The organism is uncultured Gilvimarinus sp. (assembly GCF_963975215.1).
Classification (GTDB): Bacteria; Pseudomonadota; Gammaproteobacteria; order Pseudomonadales; family Cellvibrionaceae; genus Gilvimarinus.
This window is the reverse complement of record NZ_CAXBFW010000003.1, coordinates 210193-227438: the sequence shown is the minus strand read 5'-3', so window position 1 is coordinate 227438 and position 17246 is coordinate 210193. Positions and strand designations below refer to the sequence as shown.

Here is a 17246-nt window from a genome sequence, read left to right as displayed (position 1 = left end):
GTGTTTTCTACCCCAAAATTATCGTTCGTATCGGCGAAGCGCCGCTCACATCAATTGTTATCTGGTTGACTGTCGCCTCAGTGGCGCGCGCGATGCAGCTTGATGGCCTTTTCGATGGCGCTGCGCACGGCTGGGTCCACCCCGGTCTCGGCTGCGACCTGCCGCGAGGGACGCGGAGTTTCAGCGATCACAGGGTCCGGGAAAAAACGCATCACCAATTTCGACATGATCAGCGTGGCAATAACCAACAATGTCAGAAAGACCAGCACGGTACCCATACCGTAGATCATGAGATCCATGCCCTGCTGCATCAGAGTATCTTGCATTATGATTACCTTTAATTAATCGTCATTGGCGCCAATGTAAGACAGCGCACCATGACAGTGATCAGGCGGCGCGGCGCAAACGGCCGTGCATTTTCTCTTATCTTTCAAAAACTTACAAGACGCCACATACCGCCCGACCAAAACTTGCAGACATTTAGCCTACGTTTTTTGAATTTTAACGAAATTTACCGAACTTTCACCGATTTTAAGCTAAAAATAATTGAGCGCCGACAGCGCCACACAAACTGTGTACACTACGCGGCCTTAAATCCGCCCCCAACCAAGGAGCACGCAATGAGCCATCTGCAGCTGGCCCCGATGGAGGGCGTTGTCGATCATCAGGTGCGCGACCTACTGACCCGCATTGGCGGCATTGATGGCTGCGTTACCGAGTTTGTGCGTGTGGTGGACCAGCGTCTGCCACGGCGGGTGTTTCGCCGGCTGGCCCCAGAGCTGGACAATGATTGCCTGACCCCCGCCGGCGTGCCGGTTAAGCTGCAATTGCTGGGTGGCCAACCAAGCCCCATGGCCGACAACGCGGTACGCGCCACCTTAGCCGGCGCCAATGCGATTGATATCAACTTTGGTTGCCCGGCCAAAACGGTAAACAAAAGCGATGGGGGCGCCTGCCTATTGCGTCAGCCCGAGCGGGTCTATGACATTGTCAGCGCGGTACGCAAGGCCGTTCCGGACACTATTACGGTTAGCGCCAAGATTCGTCTGGGTTTTGATGCCCGGGACAACTATCTGGAAAACGCCTGCGCGGTCGAGGCCGCGGGCGCCAGCTCACTGGCCGTACACGCGCGATCAAAAGCCGATGGCTATCGCCCTCCGGCCTATTGGGAGTGTATTGGCGAGATTAAACAGCAACTCGGCATCCCCGTGATTGCCAACGGCGAGATTTGGACTGTTGCCGATTACTACCGTTGTCGCGAGCGTTCAGGCTGCAGCGACGTAATGCTTGGCCGGGGCTTATTGGCCTGCCCCGATCTGGCGCGACAAATTAAAGCCAGTCTTGCCGGTGAAGCTTATACCCCCATGAGCTGGCTGGAGGTGTGTGCTTTATTACAGCAGTACTTTGAACTCTGCCGGCCAAACTACCCAGACAAATTTGCCGGCAATCGCATCAAGCAGTGGCTGGTCTATTTACGCCGGCAATACCCCGAGGCCGCCATATTTTTTGATGCGGTTAAGCGCATCCAGCAGCCCGAGTTGCTCAGCGCCCATTTCAGCGCACAACTGGCCTCACGCGCAGGCTAATACCTAGCAGCGACTGTGTTCTAAGTCGTCATGGCGGATAAGGCTCACCGGATCTGAACACAGTTGCTGCTAGTGGCGGTTGCGCTGCTCGAGCCGCGGCTCGGATACAGCGACAAAACCTTGCTCATCCAAGCCGATTGCCTGAGTGGAACCATAGGGGCCCAACTCTTTCATGGTATGCCCCAAAGCCTGTAGCCCCTCGCGCAACTCAGGGGCCGCCGATTGCTCCAGGTACAGAGCATCGGGCCGCCACTGATGATGAATTCGGCTGGCCGCCAAAGCTTTAGCCACGGGCATATTAAGGTCAATGGTATTCAACAGCGCCTGCACCACCTGGGTAATAATCGTCGGCCCGCCAGCGGCACCAAGAGTCATCACCGGCACTCCGTTTTGCAACAGTAGTGTAGGGCTCATACTCGACAGCGGCCGTTTACCCGGCGCAATGCTGTTGGCCTCGCTGCCCACCAGGCCGTAAATATTCGGCACCCCCGGCTGCGAGGCAAAGTCGTCCATCTGATTATTCATCACCACGCCGGTACCCGGGATAATGACCTTGGAGCCAAAGTCGGTATTCACGGTCGTGGTAATGGCAACCCAGTTACCGGCCTTGTCGGCCACTGAGATATGGGTGGTGTGCTTATCAAACAAATTAATATCGGCCGCCGCTGGGGTGCCGTGCGCCACCGTGTGATCGGTTTTATCCAGTGCAATCTTTTTGCTCAGAGTTTTAGCGTAGGCTTTGCTGATCAGGTTTTTTGGTACATCGGTAAACGCCGGATCCCCCAGCCAGTAAGCCCGGTCGGCAAACGCCAATTTCATCGCCTCGGCTGTCACATGATAGCGCTCAAGGGTAGACAGCTTCGCCATATCGAATGGCTCTAAGATATTTAAAATTTGCGCCACATGCACACCACCTGAGCTGGGCGGGCCAAACCCCACCACCTCATAGTCCCGGTAGTTCGAGCGAACAGGAGAGCGCCGGTGCATTTGATAACGGTTAAAATCCTCTTTGCGAATCAAACCGCCATTGGCCTGCATCCAGCGCCCAACCTGCCCGGCAAAGTCACCCTGATAAAAATACTTAGCGCCTTGTCGCGCTAACTGCCTGTAGGTTTCGGCCAAATCGTGCTGCAACAGGCGATGCCCCGCCGGCCAGGGCTGGCCTTGATTATCCAGCAGCACCTTGGCGGTACCCTTAAAACTGGCCAACTGGTCGCGATTGCGCGCCAGACGGTCGGCGTAAATTTGATCAATGGCAAAACCTTTTTCGGCCAAGGCAATGGCCGGCTGGTACACTTGCTCACGCTTTAACGCGCCGCCCTTTTGCAGCAGATAATCGTACACCGCCACCGACCCGGGAATGCCTGAGGCAAGTGCACCGATGCGACTTAAGTCCCGCTGCAACTTACCCTCGACCACATACATATCGCGGCTTGCCAGCATGGGGGCGGTTTCGCGCCCATCGAGAGCTTCTATGGTGCCGTCGGCCCAGCGCACCAGAGCAAAACAACCACCGCCAATACCTGAGTTGTGCCCATCCACCACCCCCAGCGCCAAAGCGGCCGCTACCGCGGCATCCAGCGCATTACCACCGGCCGCCAGCACCTCCATTGCCGCCTCCGTCGCCCGGGGCTGCACCGTAGCCACTGCCGCGCGCCCATCGGCGGTGACTTGCGCGTACCCTGTCATTTCCGCCCTGGCCATTACCGGGCACAACAACCAAGTAACTAGCAACAGCTGTAGTAATTGACGCATGAAATCTCCAAACGAGTGGTTAAGCGAGCCATAAAGGCCCATCAAGCAAAACAACCAGCTTACAAGCCTACCGCATAAATAAAAAACCCCCGCAAATTGCGAGGGTTTTAGGCGTTTATATCGGGTAGATTAAAACCAGAAGGCGTCTCCGCGACGACCTTCAACCCCCATATGGGCGCTTATTTTACCGCAGCGTACTACCCGAAAGCTCAGTACAGATAAACGCAGGCACTCAGTGAGACGAAACATGACATTACCTCTGAAAACAACGATTCGTTCAAGCTGCCGATTCTGACGCCAGTCAGAAGCACTGCAAGAGCACGCCCCGCGTGTATGAAGCGCCTCTCCCCAAAGTAACAAGTTTTGACTAATAACACGCCAAAACCGCACCTCGCGTTCCCTTTCTACCCATTATACCTAAATCCAGGTAACGATCATCTGTAAATTCGTCAGTATCGGTTAAGGCCCTGCAGAGCCCGCAGAGCTGGAACCGGAAGCCTCTTGCGCCTCTCCCGAGCTGACCTCGCTCGACTCTGGCGCCGAAGAGACGGTAGCCACGGCTTGCCCGGGGGCAACAGTAGACGGTATCGCGCTGGAGTCGCTGTCAGCGGACAGTACCTGATCCACAAGCTCGCGCCCCTGCTCTTTAATTGCCGTAACAATCGGCTCGCGAATCGATGACTCTGGCGAGGTAAATATCTCAGCCGGGGTTGTTTTGGCTTGCTCCTCACGCACGGCCTGCTGCGACGCTACCACTTTAAAACGCAGCACTCCTACCACCTGCCGCGCTTCGGTCATCACCTCTATTCGCCAGTTGCCCTGCGGATAGGGCGGAAACTTGAGCTTATGAGACCAGGCCCGATAGCCGGCTTTGCGGCCACCATTAATATCCAGCGCAATCTTATCGACCACCTTCCCGTTTAAGCGCCACACATGATAGATACGCTCGCGCAGCCCACGCGGCGCGTGAATGGCGGTATAGGCGTATAAGCCTTGCTGCAGCTGGTCAACACTCACCACCTTCAGCTGCTCGGTTGGCGCTTTTACCTTGTCATCGATGGCTCCGGTAATCGCCACCTCGGTCAACCAAAGCGTGGCGGGCGGTACCCAGGGGCGCGCCACCACACCAACCACAGCGGCGGCCAACAACAATGCAGCCGCCAGCGCCGTACGACGCCACCAACCAAACGAAAAATCCCGCACCATATTGAGAAAAGACAAAACCACCGCCACCGCTAACGACCAAAAATAAGACTGCGAGGTGGGCAAGTGCAAAAGAATCGGCAGTGCGGTCAGCAGCACGGCAAACAGCGTAAAACCGTGAAAAAAGAAATACAGCCAGCGCTTAGTGGCCAACCAGCGATAGTAGATCGGGTCGATAACTGAGATAGCCGCCGCCGTCATGAGCATAGCGGTAAACACCAGCTGGCCACTGTTCCAGGCGGTGGTGATAAAAAAGAAGGGAATAACAAAAAACAGACTTTCCTGATGCACCATTTGGGTGGCAAACTTCACGACCGGGTCTGGCAGCTCTACGCCAAACCGGTGGCTTAACCCACGCTTGAGCAAGTTTTCCAGCATCAGCAAAACCCAGGCGGCCAGCATCAGCAGCGATACCAGCTGGGCAAACCGCTCCTGCTCGCGCTCGACCAAAAAGAAACTGGCCACCCCGGAAACAAAGCCCACCAGCGCCAACAACCCCGGGTACCGGGCGGCCAGCTTGGCACAAACCACAACAAACTTTTTGATTACCTGCAAATGCTTTCACCTAACAATCGCGCAGCCCAGTGCTAGCGCCGACAAAATTATACTGCAACAAGCCGCTGCCGTACCTTGCGTAATACGCAATACCGAGCTGCCACCGCTGCGCCGGGCAGGTACCTTGGTTTGCACAGTATTACGCGATACTATCGGCTATAACATCCAAGCCAACAAAAGAGCCACGCAATGTCCGAGTTTCGCACGGTAAAATCCTCACAAATCGTCCTTAAAGAGCTGATGATTCCGTCTTATTCCAACTTTGGCGGCAAGGTGCATGGCGGGGTTATTTTGTCCTTGATGGATAAAATCGCATACACCACCGCCGCCAGTCACTCGCGCAACTATTGTGTAACGGCCTCGGTCGATTCGGTTAATTTTGTAAGCCCTGTGGAAGTGGGCGAGCTGGTCACGCTAATGGCATCGGTTAACTATGTGGGGCGCTCATCAATGGAGGTGGGCATTAAAGTCTACTCCGAAGACTTTAAGCTGGGCATAAATAAGCATACCAACACCTCTTACTTTACCATGGTGGCAATCGATGAAGACACGCGTAAGCCCGTACCGGCACCGGGCTTAATTTTAGAGGATGAAGTGGAGGTGCGCCGTTTTATTTGGGGTAAGTTTCGCAAACGTTTTAAATCTGAGTACCGGGAGCAGTTGCAAGGCTTACAACAAGATCTGGACATTGCCACCGAAACTCAAAAACTGATGGGCGAAAATTGCCAAATCGCCCTCCCCTAAAAAACCGTTATCTTTTAGCCCGGCAACTGACCTCACCTTCGTCGAGAGCGAGTGTCACTTCACGGGTTTGATGATCGATCGCAAGCACCTCGGCGGTAACCTCCTCCGCCGCCGTCATTGCAATAAAAGGTTTATCATCTGTGGCGGACGCCATCTCGGCAGGCACTTGTTCGGGCTCACTCATCACCGGCGTATTACTCGCAGGCTCTGATACTTTGACTTCAGCCGCCGCTGGCGGCTGTTCTGTGGCGGCAGTTTCGGGCTTATCGTTACAGGCGCTGGTTAAAACGCCCAAAGCAATAAGGGTAGCCATACTGCTGACCGTGCGTAGCATCTTCATGTCATCCTCTCCGTTGGATTGTCGTGCCCGTTGCGGGCAAGTATCAATTGATGAAGAGTATAGAAGGCTTCGCCGCCTAAAGACAGTAGCAGCATCACAGCTACATTAGACACACATAACTAACGGCGCGCCGCGGTAAACTCGTCCACCTCGTTGCTCGCTCCCAGAATTACCGGAACTCGCTGATGCAGGTGCTCGGGCTGGACCTCAAGAATCCGCTGCACACCACTGCTCGCTTTACCCCCGGCCTGCTCTACCAGCATGGCCATAGGGTTTGCTTCATACAGCAAGCGCAACTTGCCATTGTGAATATTACTTTGGGTGTTAGCGGGATACAGAAAAATGCCTCCGCGCACCAATACTCTGTGTACATCGCCCACCATGGCGCCGTTCCAGCGCATATTAAAATCTTTGCCGCGCGCGCCCTCGCTACCGGCCTGTAACGCTTGAATATACGCCTGAGTATCCGGCGCCCAGTGACGCTGATTGGAGATATTAATGGCGTACTCCTGACAGTCCGGTGCAATCGTCAGCTCGGGCTCGGTGAGCCAGTACTGACCATCGCTATCGAGGGTGTACAAACGCGACGGGCCCCCGGTGGTTAACGCCAATTGCGTTGACGGACCATACAACACATAACCGGCACACACTTGTGCCCGACCTGGCTGCGCGAACTGCGCGGGCGAGTCAGGGGCCACATCCAGGGCGCGGTACACGGTAAAAATAGTGCCGATCTGAGCATTAATATCGATGTTTGAAGAGCCATCGAGCGGGTCAAACGCCACCACGTAAGGGCCCCCGGCATTACCGGCCACGACCTGGTCCTCCTCTTCGGAGGCCAGCGCCCGCACCTGCCCCGAGGCCAACAGCGCCTGTTTAAGAATATCGTTGGCGATCACATCAAGCTTTTTTTGGGTTTCGCCCTGTACATTTTGCTGCGCCGCTGAGCCCAACACGCCAGCCAGAGCACCGCGACGCACTTTATCGGCAATGGTTTTACTGGCTTGCAGTAGCGTCAATACCAGTTCGCGCAAATCAGGTGCTACCTGATCGCGCTGCAATTGCGACTCGACAGTTTGCATAAAAAGTCCTTATGAAAGAGGTGCGCCACTGGCGGACAGCAATGCCCACCGCGGCAGTGTGCAGTGAGTGCGATAACCGTTACGGGGCTACGTCGTTGGCAATGGTGCAAATTTGGGCAAAGTGATCCGGGTCCAGACTCGCCCCCCCCACCAATAGACCGTCGACATTGGGCATTGCCAATAGCTCGGCCGCATTGTCTTTTTTAACGCTGCCGCCATAGAGGATCTGCACGCCCTCGGCCGCCTCTTCGCCCAATATGGCGCACAGCTCTTGATATATATACTGGTGAACGTCTTGCACTTGCTCGGCACTGGCCGCCTTACCGGTACCAATGGCCCACACGGGCTCATAAGCGATGCACAGTCTTTTTTCCTGCAGCGCTAAACCCGGCAGCGCCTGATGCAACTGGCGATACAAAATATCGTGCGTCAAACCCAACTCGTGCTGCTGATCATTTTCACCCACACATAAAATAGGCATTAACCCGGCGCTTAGCGCACGCTCAATTTTGGTGTGGCAAGAGGCATCGTTTTCGAGGAACATCTGCCGCCGCTCGGAGTGCCCAATCAGGCAAAAGCCGCAGCCTACCTCTTTTAGCATTTGCGCCGAGGTTTCACCGGTAAAGGCCCCCGAAGCAAACTTACTGACGTTTTGACTACCCACTAAAATATTGGAGTTGCGTAAAAAATTCACCATATCGCTGATGTACACGTACGGCGGCGCAATCCCCACCTCAGCCTTAAAGCTCTTGCTTAACACCGAGGCCACCGACGTGCAGATTAAATCGGTGCCGCCGTTGAGTTTCCAGTTCGCCACCACGAGCGGAGCGCGTTTTTTCATAAACTGACTTCCTTAAACAAGGCTTTTGCCTAACCAGTTAATATTTATGACTTACCAATATTACCTTAATCGTCATTATTGGTCTAGCCAATAATGACGATTACTGCCAATGCCGGATCCTATAAATACCGCACGGGCAGTGCTCTGCCTAAAAGAGTAGCCGCAGCCAGCGGCCTCTGGCAATCAAGCGGCGTGTAATCCGCTGCCACGGACAATAGCAAGATACCGCCTCGTCTATAGCCAATAGCAATACCTTCATCGATAATAGCCACACAACGTCGAACATAATAAAAAAGCGAGCCACCATGAAATCAACCGCACTGCTACTCGCGCTGGCATTATTAACGCCGCCGCTTGCCGCGTCTGAACCCGACCGCGACACAATCCGAACCAATGTCACCCTAACAGCCGAGCATTTACCTCAGCCTGGTGTACCAACCGGCGAGCTACAGGGCCCATTTGAGTTTCACAGCCGGATTATCCCCAACACGGTGCGGCGCTATTGGCTGTTTGTACCGGCGCAATACGATGCTAAAAGCCCCGCAAGCTTACTGGTATTTCAAGACGGACAGCGGGCGACAAACCCTGACGGGCCCATCCGCATTCAACATGTGATGGCAAACTTAATCGCCCAGGGCGATATGCCCGTAACGATTGGCTTGTTTGTCACGCCCGGGAACCTATCAAAGACCTACCCCGACAACCTCGGCATGAGCAACCCCGATCACCGCTGGCAAGAGTACGACGTACTAAGCGACCGCTACGCACGCTTGTTGATTGACGAGATGCTACCCGAGATCGAACAGCGCTATAACCTTACCGATGATCCAGAGCAACGCGCTATCGGCGGCACCAGCAGCGGGGCGATAGCAGCCTTTACGGTCGCGTGGGAGCGGCTCGACTATTTTCGCAAGGTGTACAGCGGCATTGGCAGTTACGTGTCCATTGGCTATCGGCCCGATGCCGAGCCGCCACGGCTGCAAGGCGGGCAGAATTACCCGGCACTGATTCGCCGTGAAGCGATCCGCCCGGTGCGTATTTTTATCCAAGACGGAAGTAACGATTTAGATAACGAGTGGGGAGACTGGTTTTTAGCGAATCAGCAAATGGTTAAGGCCTTAGCCTACGCTAATCGCGCCGCCGACAAGAACAATACCGCCGGCCCGCGCTATGAGTTTACCCACGTCTGGACCGATGGCGTGCACAACGATGATCACCCGGGCGCACTTTTACCCGAGGGCCTAAAGTGGCTATGGGCCGACTCTGCTAACGAGCGCTCACTCAGCCCTTGAGTGCGAGCTTGCACCGTGTCGCGCCCAGGCGGTGATTAACGACTCGCCGTCTCGGTATCTGAAACATTAGTCGACTGACTCGCCAGCATTTGCGCGGCAAGCGCCTGCGCCTTTTCTTGCTCGTAACGCGAAGCAGAGGCGACAACAGAGCCGCCATCACCGCTCGTCAACCAGCGCCGGATACGCCCGGCATCACCCAGTGGAGTGCGCTTGCCAAACGAATCTAACATCACCATCGCGGTGGGCTCGCCGGCGACATCCACCACCATCACCAAGCAGCGCCCGGCGTTGGTTAAATAGCCCGTTTTACTTAATAACACATCCCAGCGAGAGCTGCGCACCAAAGGGTTGGTGTTGGCGTAATACAGTGAATACCCCGGGTGGGTAAACCACACATCGTGTTTAGCACCGGTGCTTGCCTCGCGAACTTCAGGATAAGCAAACGCGGCTTTTAGCATTTTGCTTAAATCGGCGGCGGTGGATACATTGTCTTCGGACAGCCCACTAGGGTCGACAAAGTGCGTATGGCGCATCCCCAGAGCTTTTGCTTTTGCATTCATAGCCGCGATAAAAGCATCGTAGCCGTCGGGGTGATGGCGCGCCAACAGATAGGCGGCATAGTTTTCTGACGACATTAACGCGATCGTCAGTAAATCGCCACGCTTTGCCTTAGAGCCCGGACGGATACGTGAGTAGGCGTTGGCAGCGGCTGGCTTATGGCGCTTCTCTACGGTTAACCGCTCCGACAGCGAGGCTCCGGAGTCCAGCACGACTAGCGCCGTCATCACTTTGGTCACCGAGGCGATGGGCATAACCCAATCGGCGCGCTTGCTAAAGCTGGGCTCGCTGGCCTGTAGCGGCGCCACATAAGCACTTACCGAGGCCAGCTTTAGCGTTTCGGGTGACGGCGCCGCCCACACACCGACACTGGCTAGCAAAGCCCACACCACGGCCACCAGCGGCCTTGCGCCACGAACCCAATAGATCATTATTTTGCCTCCCAAAGCGCTACTTTATCTGCCACAAGGTTAACACGGTTTAGCCTTAAACAACCTCGACCAATCGAGCCCGCGGGTGGCTTTTTGCGGGTGGCGCGCACAAAGCCGGCAATAAACCGCATTCTTTACCCAGAGGCTGTGCTATAAACACAGTTTGTTGCAGGCTTGATCGGGGCTCGCCGCCCAAGCCTTTAAATGGCCAAGGAGATGACAATGAAACAGGTAATAACCGCGCTCAGTTTATGTGTATTGGCACAGGCTAGCACCGCCGAAACCCCTAACTCACTGGATTTAAACAGCTTAAGTGAAGCGGTCAGCAACACTCAGGCAGGGGCCGGGCAGGCCTCGGGGCTGATGTCCAGCCTGACCGAGCAACTGAGCATTTCCAAAACGCAGGCGGCGGGCGGCACATCCGCGTTGATGGCGCTGGCCAGCAATGGGCTGTCGGACGACAACGCGGCCATGTTAAAAGATATTATCCCCAGCAGTGGCGGCGCGGCGGGCGGGCTCGCCTCATCGCTGATGGGCTCTATTACCAGTATGGATGGGGTCGCATCGGCCTTTAGCCAGCTTGGTTTAGACCCCGCCATGATCGAGCAATTTACCCCTATTTTGATGGATTATGTAGGCAAAAATGGCGGCAGCGAGTTGTTAGGACAGCTTAGCTCTATTTGGGGCGGCTAAACTCCCGGCCGCCCGGCGCTGCATCCGGCAAAGCCGTCAGCGCCAGATTAAGCCTGGCAGGGTTGGCAAGATTGCGCGGCTACACAGTGCTTACCAATCTAAAAAAACATCGCGCGGATTAAACTCATAACTGACACAGGAGCGCTGTTTTAAATCGCGGATCGCACGTATGTCACGCTGAGCCTGGAGGCTCCAGATTGGAGGCTCGGAAGAGGCTAATTGATAACCGTTAGTCAGTAACTGTTGCACAATAGCGCGCCTAGCCCCCACGGCCTGCCCGGCGCGCTGAAACGGCCCCTGATGCGTCACGCGCTCGGGGGTAGCCGTGCGGCCGGCATAGGCCAACAAGGTGGCTATACCGCTTTCATCTTGACGTAAATGAATTTCGACCCGCCAGCCACGGCGCATTAATACCAGCGGATCGTACGAGGTTGGTATTAATACACAGCGCTGATCCGGCGACGACATAAAACCACCTCTTACAAGTTTTTGTCTAAAAACACCAAAATATCTTTGAGCACAGGCACGGCGTGAGTATCAAAACAACTGCCCAGCGCCTCAATACAACCGGTGTCCATATAGGCGTGGTTATTGCCCTCGTATACCGTAACGCTGGCCGCTTGCCCCGCCGCTTTAAGCTTGGCAACATAAGCCTTTACCGCCTCTGGCGGCGTGGTGGTATCAATGCTGCCCACGTGATGAAACTGCGGCGGAAGTTGATACTCGGACGCCTGCGGAATATTAAAAATCGGCGACACCGCCCGGTAGTAGTCGGGCTGATTTTGTACTGTCACAGCTGCGCCAAAAATACCGCGCGGCTCGGCGCCGGCAAACTGCCAAAACATATTGCCTTTTGTTTCAAAGCCGCCCTGGGCGGCGGCCAATAAATCGAACGCACCATAGCTGATCACGGCCGCCTGCACCGCCAAACCATCATCGTCCGCCACCTGCTCGGCGGTTTTGCCCGCGGGTAACCAAGTGGGGTTAAAACCTAAACTGTCACCGGCAAAGCCATCCGACTCCAGCGCCCGCCCGCGGGTTAACACCATGGAGGCCAGATGGCCACCGGCACTATCCCCCGTGACCGCAATGCGTGTCGGATCGCCGCCGTACTCGGCAATGTGGGCCTTAACCCAGAGCAACCCACCAAACACATCTTCGACAATCTCATTCATCCGCGTGGTATTGTCGTTATCGGGCAGTAAACGGTAATTAACGTTAGCCACCACATAGCCGCCGTGTTCGGCTAAATAAGCGCTCATGGCGTCCATCACGCTTTCATTGTTAATGAGCCAGCCACCGCCGTGGTAGATAACCACTACCGGTGCCTTACTCGCGGCCTCCGGCTGATAAATATCCAAACTCAAAGTTCGGCCGCCGGCCTCGGCCCAGGGAATGTCGTCGTGTTTTGTCACCCCTTTGCTAACCTCACCGGCCAGCGCCCAGGGGGAGACCGCAAACCACAGCAGCAGGCATAAAGCGTACTTAACACCCTTGCGGTGTGTGCTGGATACATCGTTATTCATTGTTATTAGCTCCGTTTGTTGAACAATATTGTCTGACTTTAATGTAAGCCTTACCCCCGCGCCAGATCAGCCAACACTTATTGGCACTACTTTACCAGCGCTACCAACTAACATCAGCGGCCTGGCGAATAAACGCATCGATATAGTCAGTTTCGCGCTCGGCTGAGCGCACGCCAAGGTAAATATGCTTATTAATCCCCCCCTCACCCAAACTGACGGCGCAGATAGGCAGGCTGCCGGCGTACTCCTCCACCAGCCAGCGCGGCAGTGCAGCCACCCCGCGCCCTACGGCAACAGTGTGCAACAAAATATCCGTCGTCTCGATGGTTTTGTGGCGGCGCGGCGCCACACCCGCAGGCTGCATAAACTGGTTGTAAATATCCAAGCGCTCGGCCGGCACCGGGTACGAAATTAACACTTCGTCGACCAACTGCTCTGGGCGCACAAAATCCGCTTGCGCCAGCGGGTGATTAGCGGCAACCACTAACACCTGCTCATAATCAAACACGGGGGTAAACTCAACGCCCGGCTTATGCAGTGGGTCGGGGGTGACCAGCAGATCAATATCGTGGCCAAACAGGGCTGCCATACCGCCAAACTGAAACTGTTGTTTTACATCAACATCGACCCCAGGCCACGCCGTTAAGTAAGGGCCCACTATTTTTAACAACCACTGGTAACAAGGGTGGCACTCCATTCCGATGCGTAAAATGCCACGCTCGCCGGCGGCCATACGGGCAATCACATCTTCAGCGTGCTCAAGCTGCGGCAACAAGCGCCCGGCAAGCCCCAGCAGGTATTGGCCCGCCTGAGTGGGCCGTAAGCTTCGGCCCTCGCGCTCCCACACAGGGGCCCCCAGCTGCAGCTCTAGTTTTTTAATAGCGTGGCTCAAGGCCGATTGCGTTAAATGCAATCGCTCGGCCGCTGCCGTTAGCGAGCCGCCCTGCTCCACGGCCCGTAAAATCGCCAAATGACTACGCTCGATCATTCCTATCCCAACCTCGGCCAGCATTAAATCATGAATATAATTCATTAAATAATGAATTAATACCATTTTTAATCATACAAAAGCCCGCCTACACTGGCGCCCTTACTGACCAGGAGGCCAACATGGCAACGACACACAACTTGGGGTTTCCCCGTATAGGCGCTAAGCGCGAACTAAAATTTGCCCAAGAGGGCTTTTGGAAAGACCAATTGCCCGAGCGCGAATTGCAACAAACCGGGCAAGCGCTGCGCGCCCGTCACTGGCAAGCGCAAGCACACCTCGACTGGGCGCCGGTGGGTGACTTCTCTTTTTACGATCAAGTGCTGGACACAAGCTTTACTTTGGGCCACATCCCGTCACGGGTAAATAACCTGGCCGGCTCCGAGCTGGACAACTACTTTCGTATTGCCCGCGGCCGCTCTAAGGGCGATAGCGATTGTCAGTGCGTGCACGCCGGGGAAATGACCAAATGGTTTGACACTAACTATCATTACATCGTCCCGGAGTTTAGCGCCGGGGATACCTTTACCCTCAACCCCGACCGCCTGCTGGCGCAATTGGCCGAGGCTCGCGCGCAAAACGTCAACGCCAAGCCGGTGATTATCGGACCCATTACCTATTTGTGGCTGGGCAAAAGCAAAGACGGCTCGGAGCGCTTAGCATTACTTGAGCAATTGCTGCCCGTTTATAGCGAACTACTGCGGGTATTTGCCGGCGAAGGTATAGAGTGGGTGCAAATCGACGAGCCCGCGCTGGTGACAGATTTAGATGGCGACTGGCAGCACGCCGTCAACGTCGCGTATCACACCTTAAAAAGTGCTCCGGTAAAATTACTGCTGGCCACGTACTTTGGTGAGTTGGCTGACAATTTAAAACTCACCTGTGAGTTGCCTGTGGCGGGTATTCATATTGATGCGATCAGCGCGCCGGACGAGGTAAACAAAATTGTCGATTGGCTACCCGGGCATAAAGTCCTGTCGCTCGGCGTTATCAGCGGCCGCAATATTTGGAAGACAGACCTCGGCGCAACACTCGACAGGCTCGAACCTATTGCCGAAAAACTCGGCGATCGTTTGTGGCTTGCGCCTTCGTGCTCGCTGCTGCATGTGCCGGTGGATCTGGACGCGGAAGAATCCCTCGACCCAGAGGTTAAAAACTGGCTGGCATTTGCACAGCAAAAGCTCAGTGAGCTGGAGGTTATTGCCACTGCGCTAAACGGCGGGCGCGCGAGTGTTGCCGCCGAGTTAGAGGCAAATGCCAAAGCAGTGACTGCACGTAAAGTATCCAACCGCGTGCATAACGAGGCGGTAAGAGCGCGGGTTGCCAGCATCACCCCAACCCTGGGCGAGCGACAAAGTCCCTACGCCCTGCGCGCCAAAAAGCAAAGCGTGCGTTTTAAACTGCCGGCGTACCCTACCACCACCATTGGTTCGTTCCCGCAGACACTAGACATCCGTCAAACCCGCCGCCAGTTTAAAAGTGGCGAGCTAAACAACGAGGATTATCAAACCCGTATTAAAGCCGAAATCGAGCGCTCCGTGCGCGAGCAAGAGGCACTGGAGCTTGACGTGTTAGTCCACGGCGAAGCCGAGCGCAACGACATGGTCGAGTACTTTGGCGAGCAACTGGAGGGCTACGTGTTTAGCCAATACGGCTGGGTGCAATCGTACGGTTCTCGCTGTGTTAAACCGCCGATTTTATTTGGCGACATAAGCCGCCCTAAAGCCATGACCGTCGCCTGGACGCAATACGCTCAATCGCTTACCGACAAACCGTTAAAAGGGATGCTGACCGGCCCGGTAACCATTTTAAATTGGTCATTTGTTCGCGACGACCAGCCCCGCGCGGAAACCTGTAAGCAGTTAGCGCTGGCGATTCGCGATGAAGTGCAGGATTTGGAGAAAGCCGGCGTGGGGATTATTCAAATTGACGAAGCCGCCCTGCGCGAAGGGTTACCACTGCGCAAAAGCCAATGGCAACACTATTTAAACTGGGCCGTGGAGAGTTTTCGCATCAGCGCCAATGGTGTCGCCGATGAAACACAGATTCATACCCACATGTGTTACTCGGAGTTTAATGACATTATCGAGTCCATCGCTCACATGGACGCCGATGTCATTACCATCGAGACATCGCGCTCGGATATGGAGCTGCTGGATGCTTTTGATAGTTTTAATTACCCTAACGACATAGGCCCAGGTGTGTACGACATTCACTCGCCTAACATTCCAAGCCAAGAGCACATTATTAATTTAATGAGCAAGGCGGGCGAGCGAATCCCGGCCGAGCGTTTGTGGGTAAACCCGGACTGCGGCTTAAAAACCCGCCAGTGGGACGAGGTAGTACCCGCGCTTAAAAACATGGTGAGTGCGGCAAAAGCGCTGCGTCAGTCAGCGTAAATCCCGCACCACCCGTCTCCCCCGGGAATGTTAATTCCCGGGGGAGACTTTCTGTTTAAAAGCCTTCTTCGTGCAGCCACTGCGTCATAGTGGCAAACCAATCGATCGGATTGCGCATGCCAAAACCATGACCACCCGTGGGTAATATCAACATTCCGGCACTCACCCCGTGGGCTTTTAACGCCTGATAATAGCGCAGTGAATTTTCGACCAATACTGAACCATCGTCACCCGCGTGCACTAAAAACCCGGGGGGCGTCGCCTCGGTCACTTGTGTTTCGTTAGAAAAATATTGCTGCCACCGGGGGTCAATCGGCTCACCCATTAAATTGCTGCGTGAGCCCTTGTGGGCGATATCGTCCTGAAAACTAATGACCGGATACACCAGCACCTGAAAATCCGGCCGCAATTGCCCCGCGGGCCAGCGCTCAAGTACCGGGTCGGTGTAGTGCACCGCCGCCGATGAGGCCAAATGCCCGCCGGCAGAAAAACCCATCACCCCCACTTTGTCGGTATCGACATTCCAGGCATCGGCGTTTTCGCGAACCAAGGCGATCGCCTGCTGCACATCCTGCAGCGGCCCGAATTTCTTATCCGTCATGGTGGCATCAAGCGGATCGCGATACTTAAGCACAAAAGCGGCGATACCTTCCCGGTTTAAACGCCTGGCTATTTCATAGCCTTCTTTAACGATTGAGACACCACGGTAGCCTCCTCCCGGGCAAATCACTACGGCTGTTCCTGTGGCGTTAGCCGGGTCGGGCAAATAGGCTGTCATGCTTGGCAACGTCACTTGCATTAAAAAGGTATCGGGGTTGGCCGCGTCACGCACCGTTTCTAAATCGTCACTGGCACGGCCGTTGGGGATGTCGGCGGAACGCGTCACATCGTACAGAGAATACACCTTGGGTTCGGCGTCAACACCGGCGGTGCTACCCTTCGGTGCGCTGGCGCACGCGCTCAGCAGCAGCGCCGAGGCGAGTAATCCTAAAGCGCGCTGAAGCCTATGTTGTTGAGCTAGGGTGGGCATTTTAATCTCCTTAAGCAGGCTGGGTATGAATATTGTTATTTGTATCGCGTTGGTATGGCGAATGTATCTCAATGTAAATCTTGGGTCACTATCGGAACAATTTTTATTTTACTGCCTCAATAGCTCGGACAGCGAAAACTACCCGGCTAAAAACGGCATATGCCCTTTTGCTTAATGGTTGAGCTTAACGCTGCGGTAGGTATCCCTCCCTAACAACAACGAG

16 protein-coding genes are annotated in these 17246 nt (G+C 55.1%); 5 read left to right on the top strand and 11 right to left on the bottom strand.

Annotated features, from left to right (window positions below; genetic code table 11):
• Nucleotides 1-77: 77 nt before the first annotated feature.
• The gene (locus tag AAC019_RS04165; RefSeq protein ID WP_339897308.1) at nt 78-326 is read right to left on the bottom strand and encodes an OadG family transporter subunit; all 249 of its coding nucleotides are present in this window, start codon (nt 324-326) and stop codon (nt 78-80) included.
• A gap of 294 nt (nt 327-620) precedes the next feature.
• On the opposite strand from AAC019_RS04165, the gene AAC019_RS04160 reads away from it, so the two are divergent.
• Nucleotides 621-1586 carry a tRNA-dihydrouridine synthase gene (locus AAC019_RS04160; protein WP_339897307.1) on the top strand — a complete coding sequence of 322 codons (966 nt, stop codon included), beginning with the start codon at nt 621-623 and terminating at the stop codon, nt 1584-1586.
• 69 nt (nt 1587-1655) lie between these two features.
• Here AAC019_RS04160 and ggt read toward each other — a convergent pair whose 3' ends face one another.
• Both ggt and AAC019_RS04150 read right to left on the bottom strand, forming a co-directional pair.
• Nucleotides 1656-3341, bottom strand: coding sequence for a gamma-glutamyltransferase (ggt, locus tag AAC019_RS04155; RefSeq protein ID WP_339897306.1), 1686 nt, complete (start codon nt 3339-3341; stop codon nt 1656-1658).
• A gap of 459 nt (nt 3342-3800) precedes the next feature.
• Nucleotides 3801-5099: a DUF5924 family protein gene (locus AAC019_RS04150; RefSeq protein WP_339897305.1), complete on the bottom strand. Its 1299-nt coding sequence runs from the start codon at nt 5097-5099 to the stop codon at nt 3801-3803.
• 189 nt (nt 5100-5288) lie between these two features.
• Here AAC019_RS04150 and AAC019_RS04145 point away from each other — a divergent pair, with 189 nt between their 5' ends.
• A complete protein-coding gene (locus tag AAC019_RS04145; RefSeq protein ID WP_339897304.1) occupies nt 5289-5843 on the top strand; it encodes an acyl-CoA thioesterase in 555 nt (184 codons plus the stop codon).
• A 7-nt stretch (nt 5844-5850) separates the two neighbouring features.
• Here the strand turns inward: AAC019_RS04145 and AAC019_RS04140 are convergent, their stop codons facing one another.
• From AAC019_RS04140 to tpiA, 3 genes are all read right to left on the bottom strand, one after another.
• Nucleotides 5851-6183, bottom strand: a complete 333-nt coding sequence (locus AAC019_RS04140; RefSeq protein ID WP_339897303.1) for a hypothetical protein — start codon at nt 6181-6183, stop codon at nt 5851-5853.
• 119 nt (nt 6184-6302) lie between these two features.
• Complete coding sequence (locus AAC019_RS04135) at nt 6303-7265, bottom strand: class 1 fructose-bisphosphatase (protein WP_339897302.1); 963 nt, start codon at nt 7263-7265, stop codon at nt 6303-6305.
• Nucleotides 7266-7344: 79 nt separating this feature from the next.
• Nucleotides 7345-8106, bottom strand: a complete 762-nt coding sequence (gene tpiA, locus AAC019_RS04130) for a triose-phosphate isomerase (protein WP_339897301.1) — start codon at nt 8104-8106, stop codon at nt 7345-7347.
• Between the two features lie 305 nt (nt 8107-8411).
• Between tpiA and AAC019_RS04125 the strand changes: the two genes are divergently transcribed.
• Nucleotides 8412-9398 carry an alpha/beta hydrolase-fold protein gene (locus AAC019_RS04125; protein WP_339897300.1) on the top strand — a complete coding sequence of 329 codons (987 nt, stop codon included), beginning with the start codon at nt 8412-8414 and terminating at the stop codon, nt 9396-9398.
• Between the two features lie 35 nt (nt 9399-9433).
• On the opposite strand, the gene pbpG is transcribed toward AAC019_RS04125, so the two are convergent.
• The gene (gene pbpG, locus AAC019_RS04120; protein ID WP_339897299.1) at nt 9434-10387 is read right to left on the bottom strand and encodes a D-alanyl-D-alanine endopeptidase; all 954 of its coding nucleotides are present in this window, start codon (nt 10385-10387) and stop codon (nt 9434-9436) included.
• Nucleotides 10388-10609: 222 nt separating this feature from the next.
• Here pbpG and AAC019_RS04115 point away from each other — a divergent pair, with 222 nt between their 5' ends.
• Nucleotides 10610-11080: a DUF2780 domain-containing protein gene (locus tag AAC019_RS04115; RefSeq protein ID WP_339897298.1), complete on the top strand. Its 471-nt coding sequence runs from the start codon at nt 10610-10612 to the stop codon at nt 11078-11080.
• A 90-nt stretch (nt 11081-11170) separates the two neighbouring features.
• Here AAC019_RS04115 and AAC019_RS04110 read toward each other — a convergent pair whose 3' ends face one another.
• The 3 genes from AAC019_RS04110 to AAC019_RS04100 all read right to left on the bottom strand — a co-directional run bounded on the left by AAC019_RS04110 (nt 11171) and on the right by AAC019_RS04100 (nt 13660).
• Complete coding sequence (locus AAC019_RS04110; protein WP_339897297.1) at nt 11171-11548, bottom strand: hypothetical protein; 378 nt, start codon at nt 11546-11548, stop codon at nt 11171-11173.
• An 11-nt stretch (nt 11549-11559) separates the two neighbouring features.
• The gene (locus tag AAC019_RS04105) at nt 11560-12606 is read right to left on the bottom strand and encodes an alpha/beta hydrolase (RefSeq protein ID WP_339897296.1); all 1047 of its coding nucleotides are present in this window, start codon (nt 12604-12606) and stop codon (nt 11560-11562) included.
• Nucleotides 12607-12706: 100 nt separating this feature from the next.
• Nucleotides 12707-13660 (bottom strand): LysR family transcriptional regulator, encoded by a 954-nt coding sequence (locus AAC019_RS04100; protein WP_339897295.1) that lies wholly within the window; start codon nt 13658-13660, stop codon nt 12707-12709.
• A gap of 56 nt (nt 13661-13716) precedes the next feature.
• Between AAC019_RS04100 and metE the strand changes: the two genes are divergently transcribed.
• Nucleotides 13717-15993: a 5-methyltetrahydropteroyltriglutamate--homocysteine S-methyltransferase gene (metE, locus tag AAC019_RS04095; protein WP_339897294.1), complete on the top strand. Its 2277-nt coding sequence runs from the start codon at nt 13717-13719 to the stop codon at nt 15991-15993.
• Nucleotides 15994-16048: 55 nt separating this feature from the next.
• Here the strand turns inward: metE and AAC019_RS04090 are convergent, their stop codons facing one another.
• Nucleotides 16049-17023 (bottom strand): alpha/beta hydrolase, encoded by a 975-nt coding sequence (locus AAC019_RS04090; RefSeq protein ID WP_339897293.1) that lies wholly within the window; start codon nt 17021-17023, stop codon nt 16049-16051.
• Nucleotides 17024-17246 lie beyond the last annotated feature (223 nt).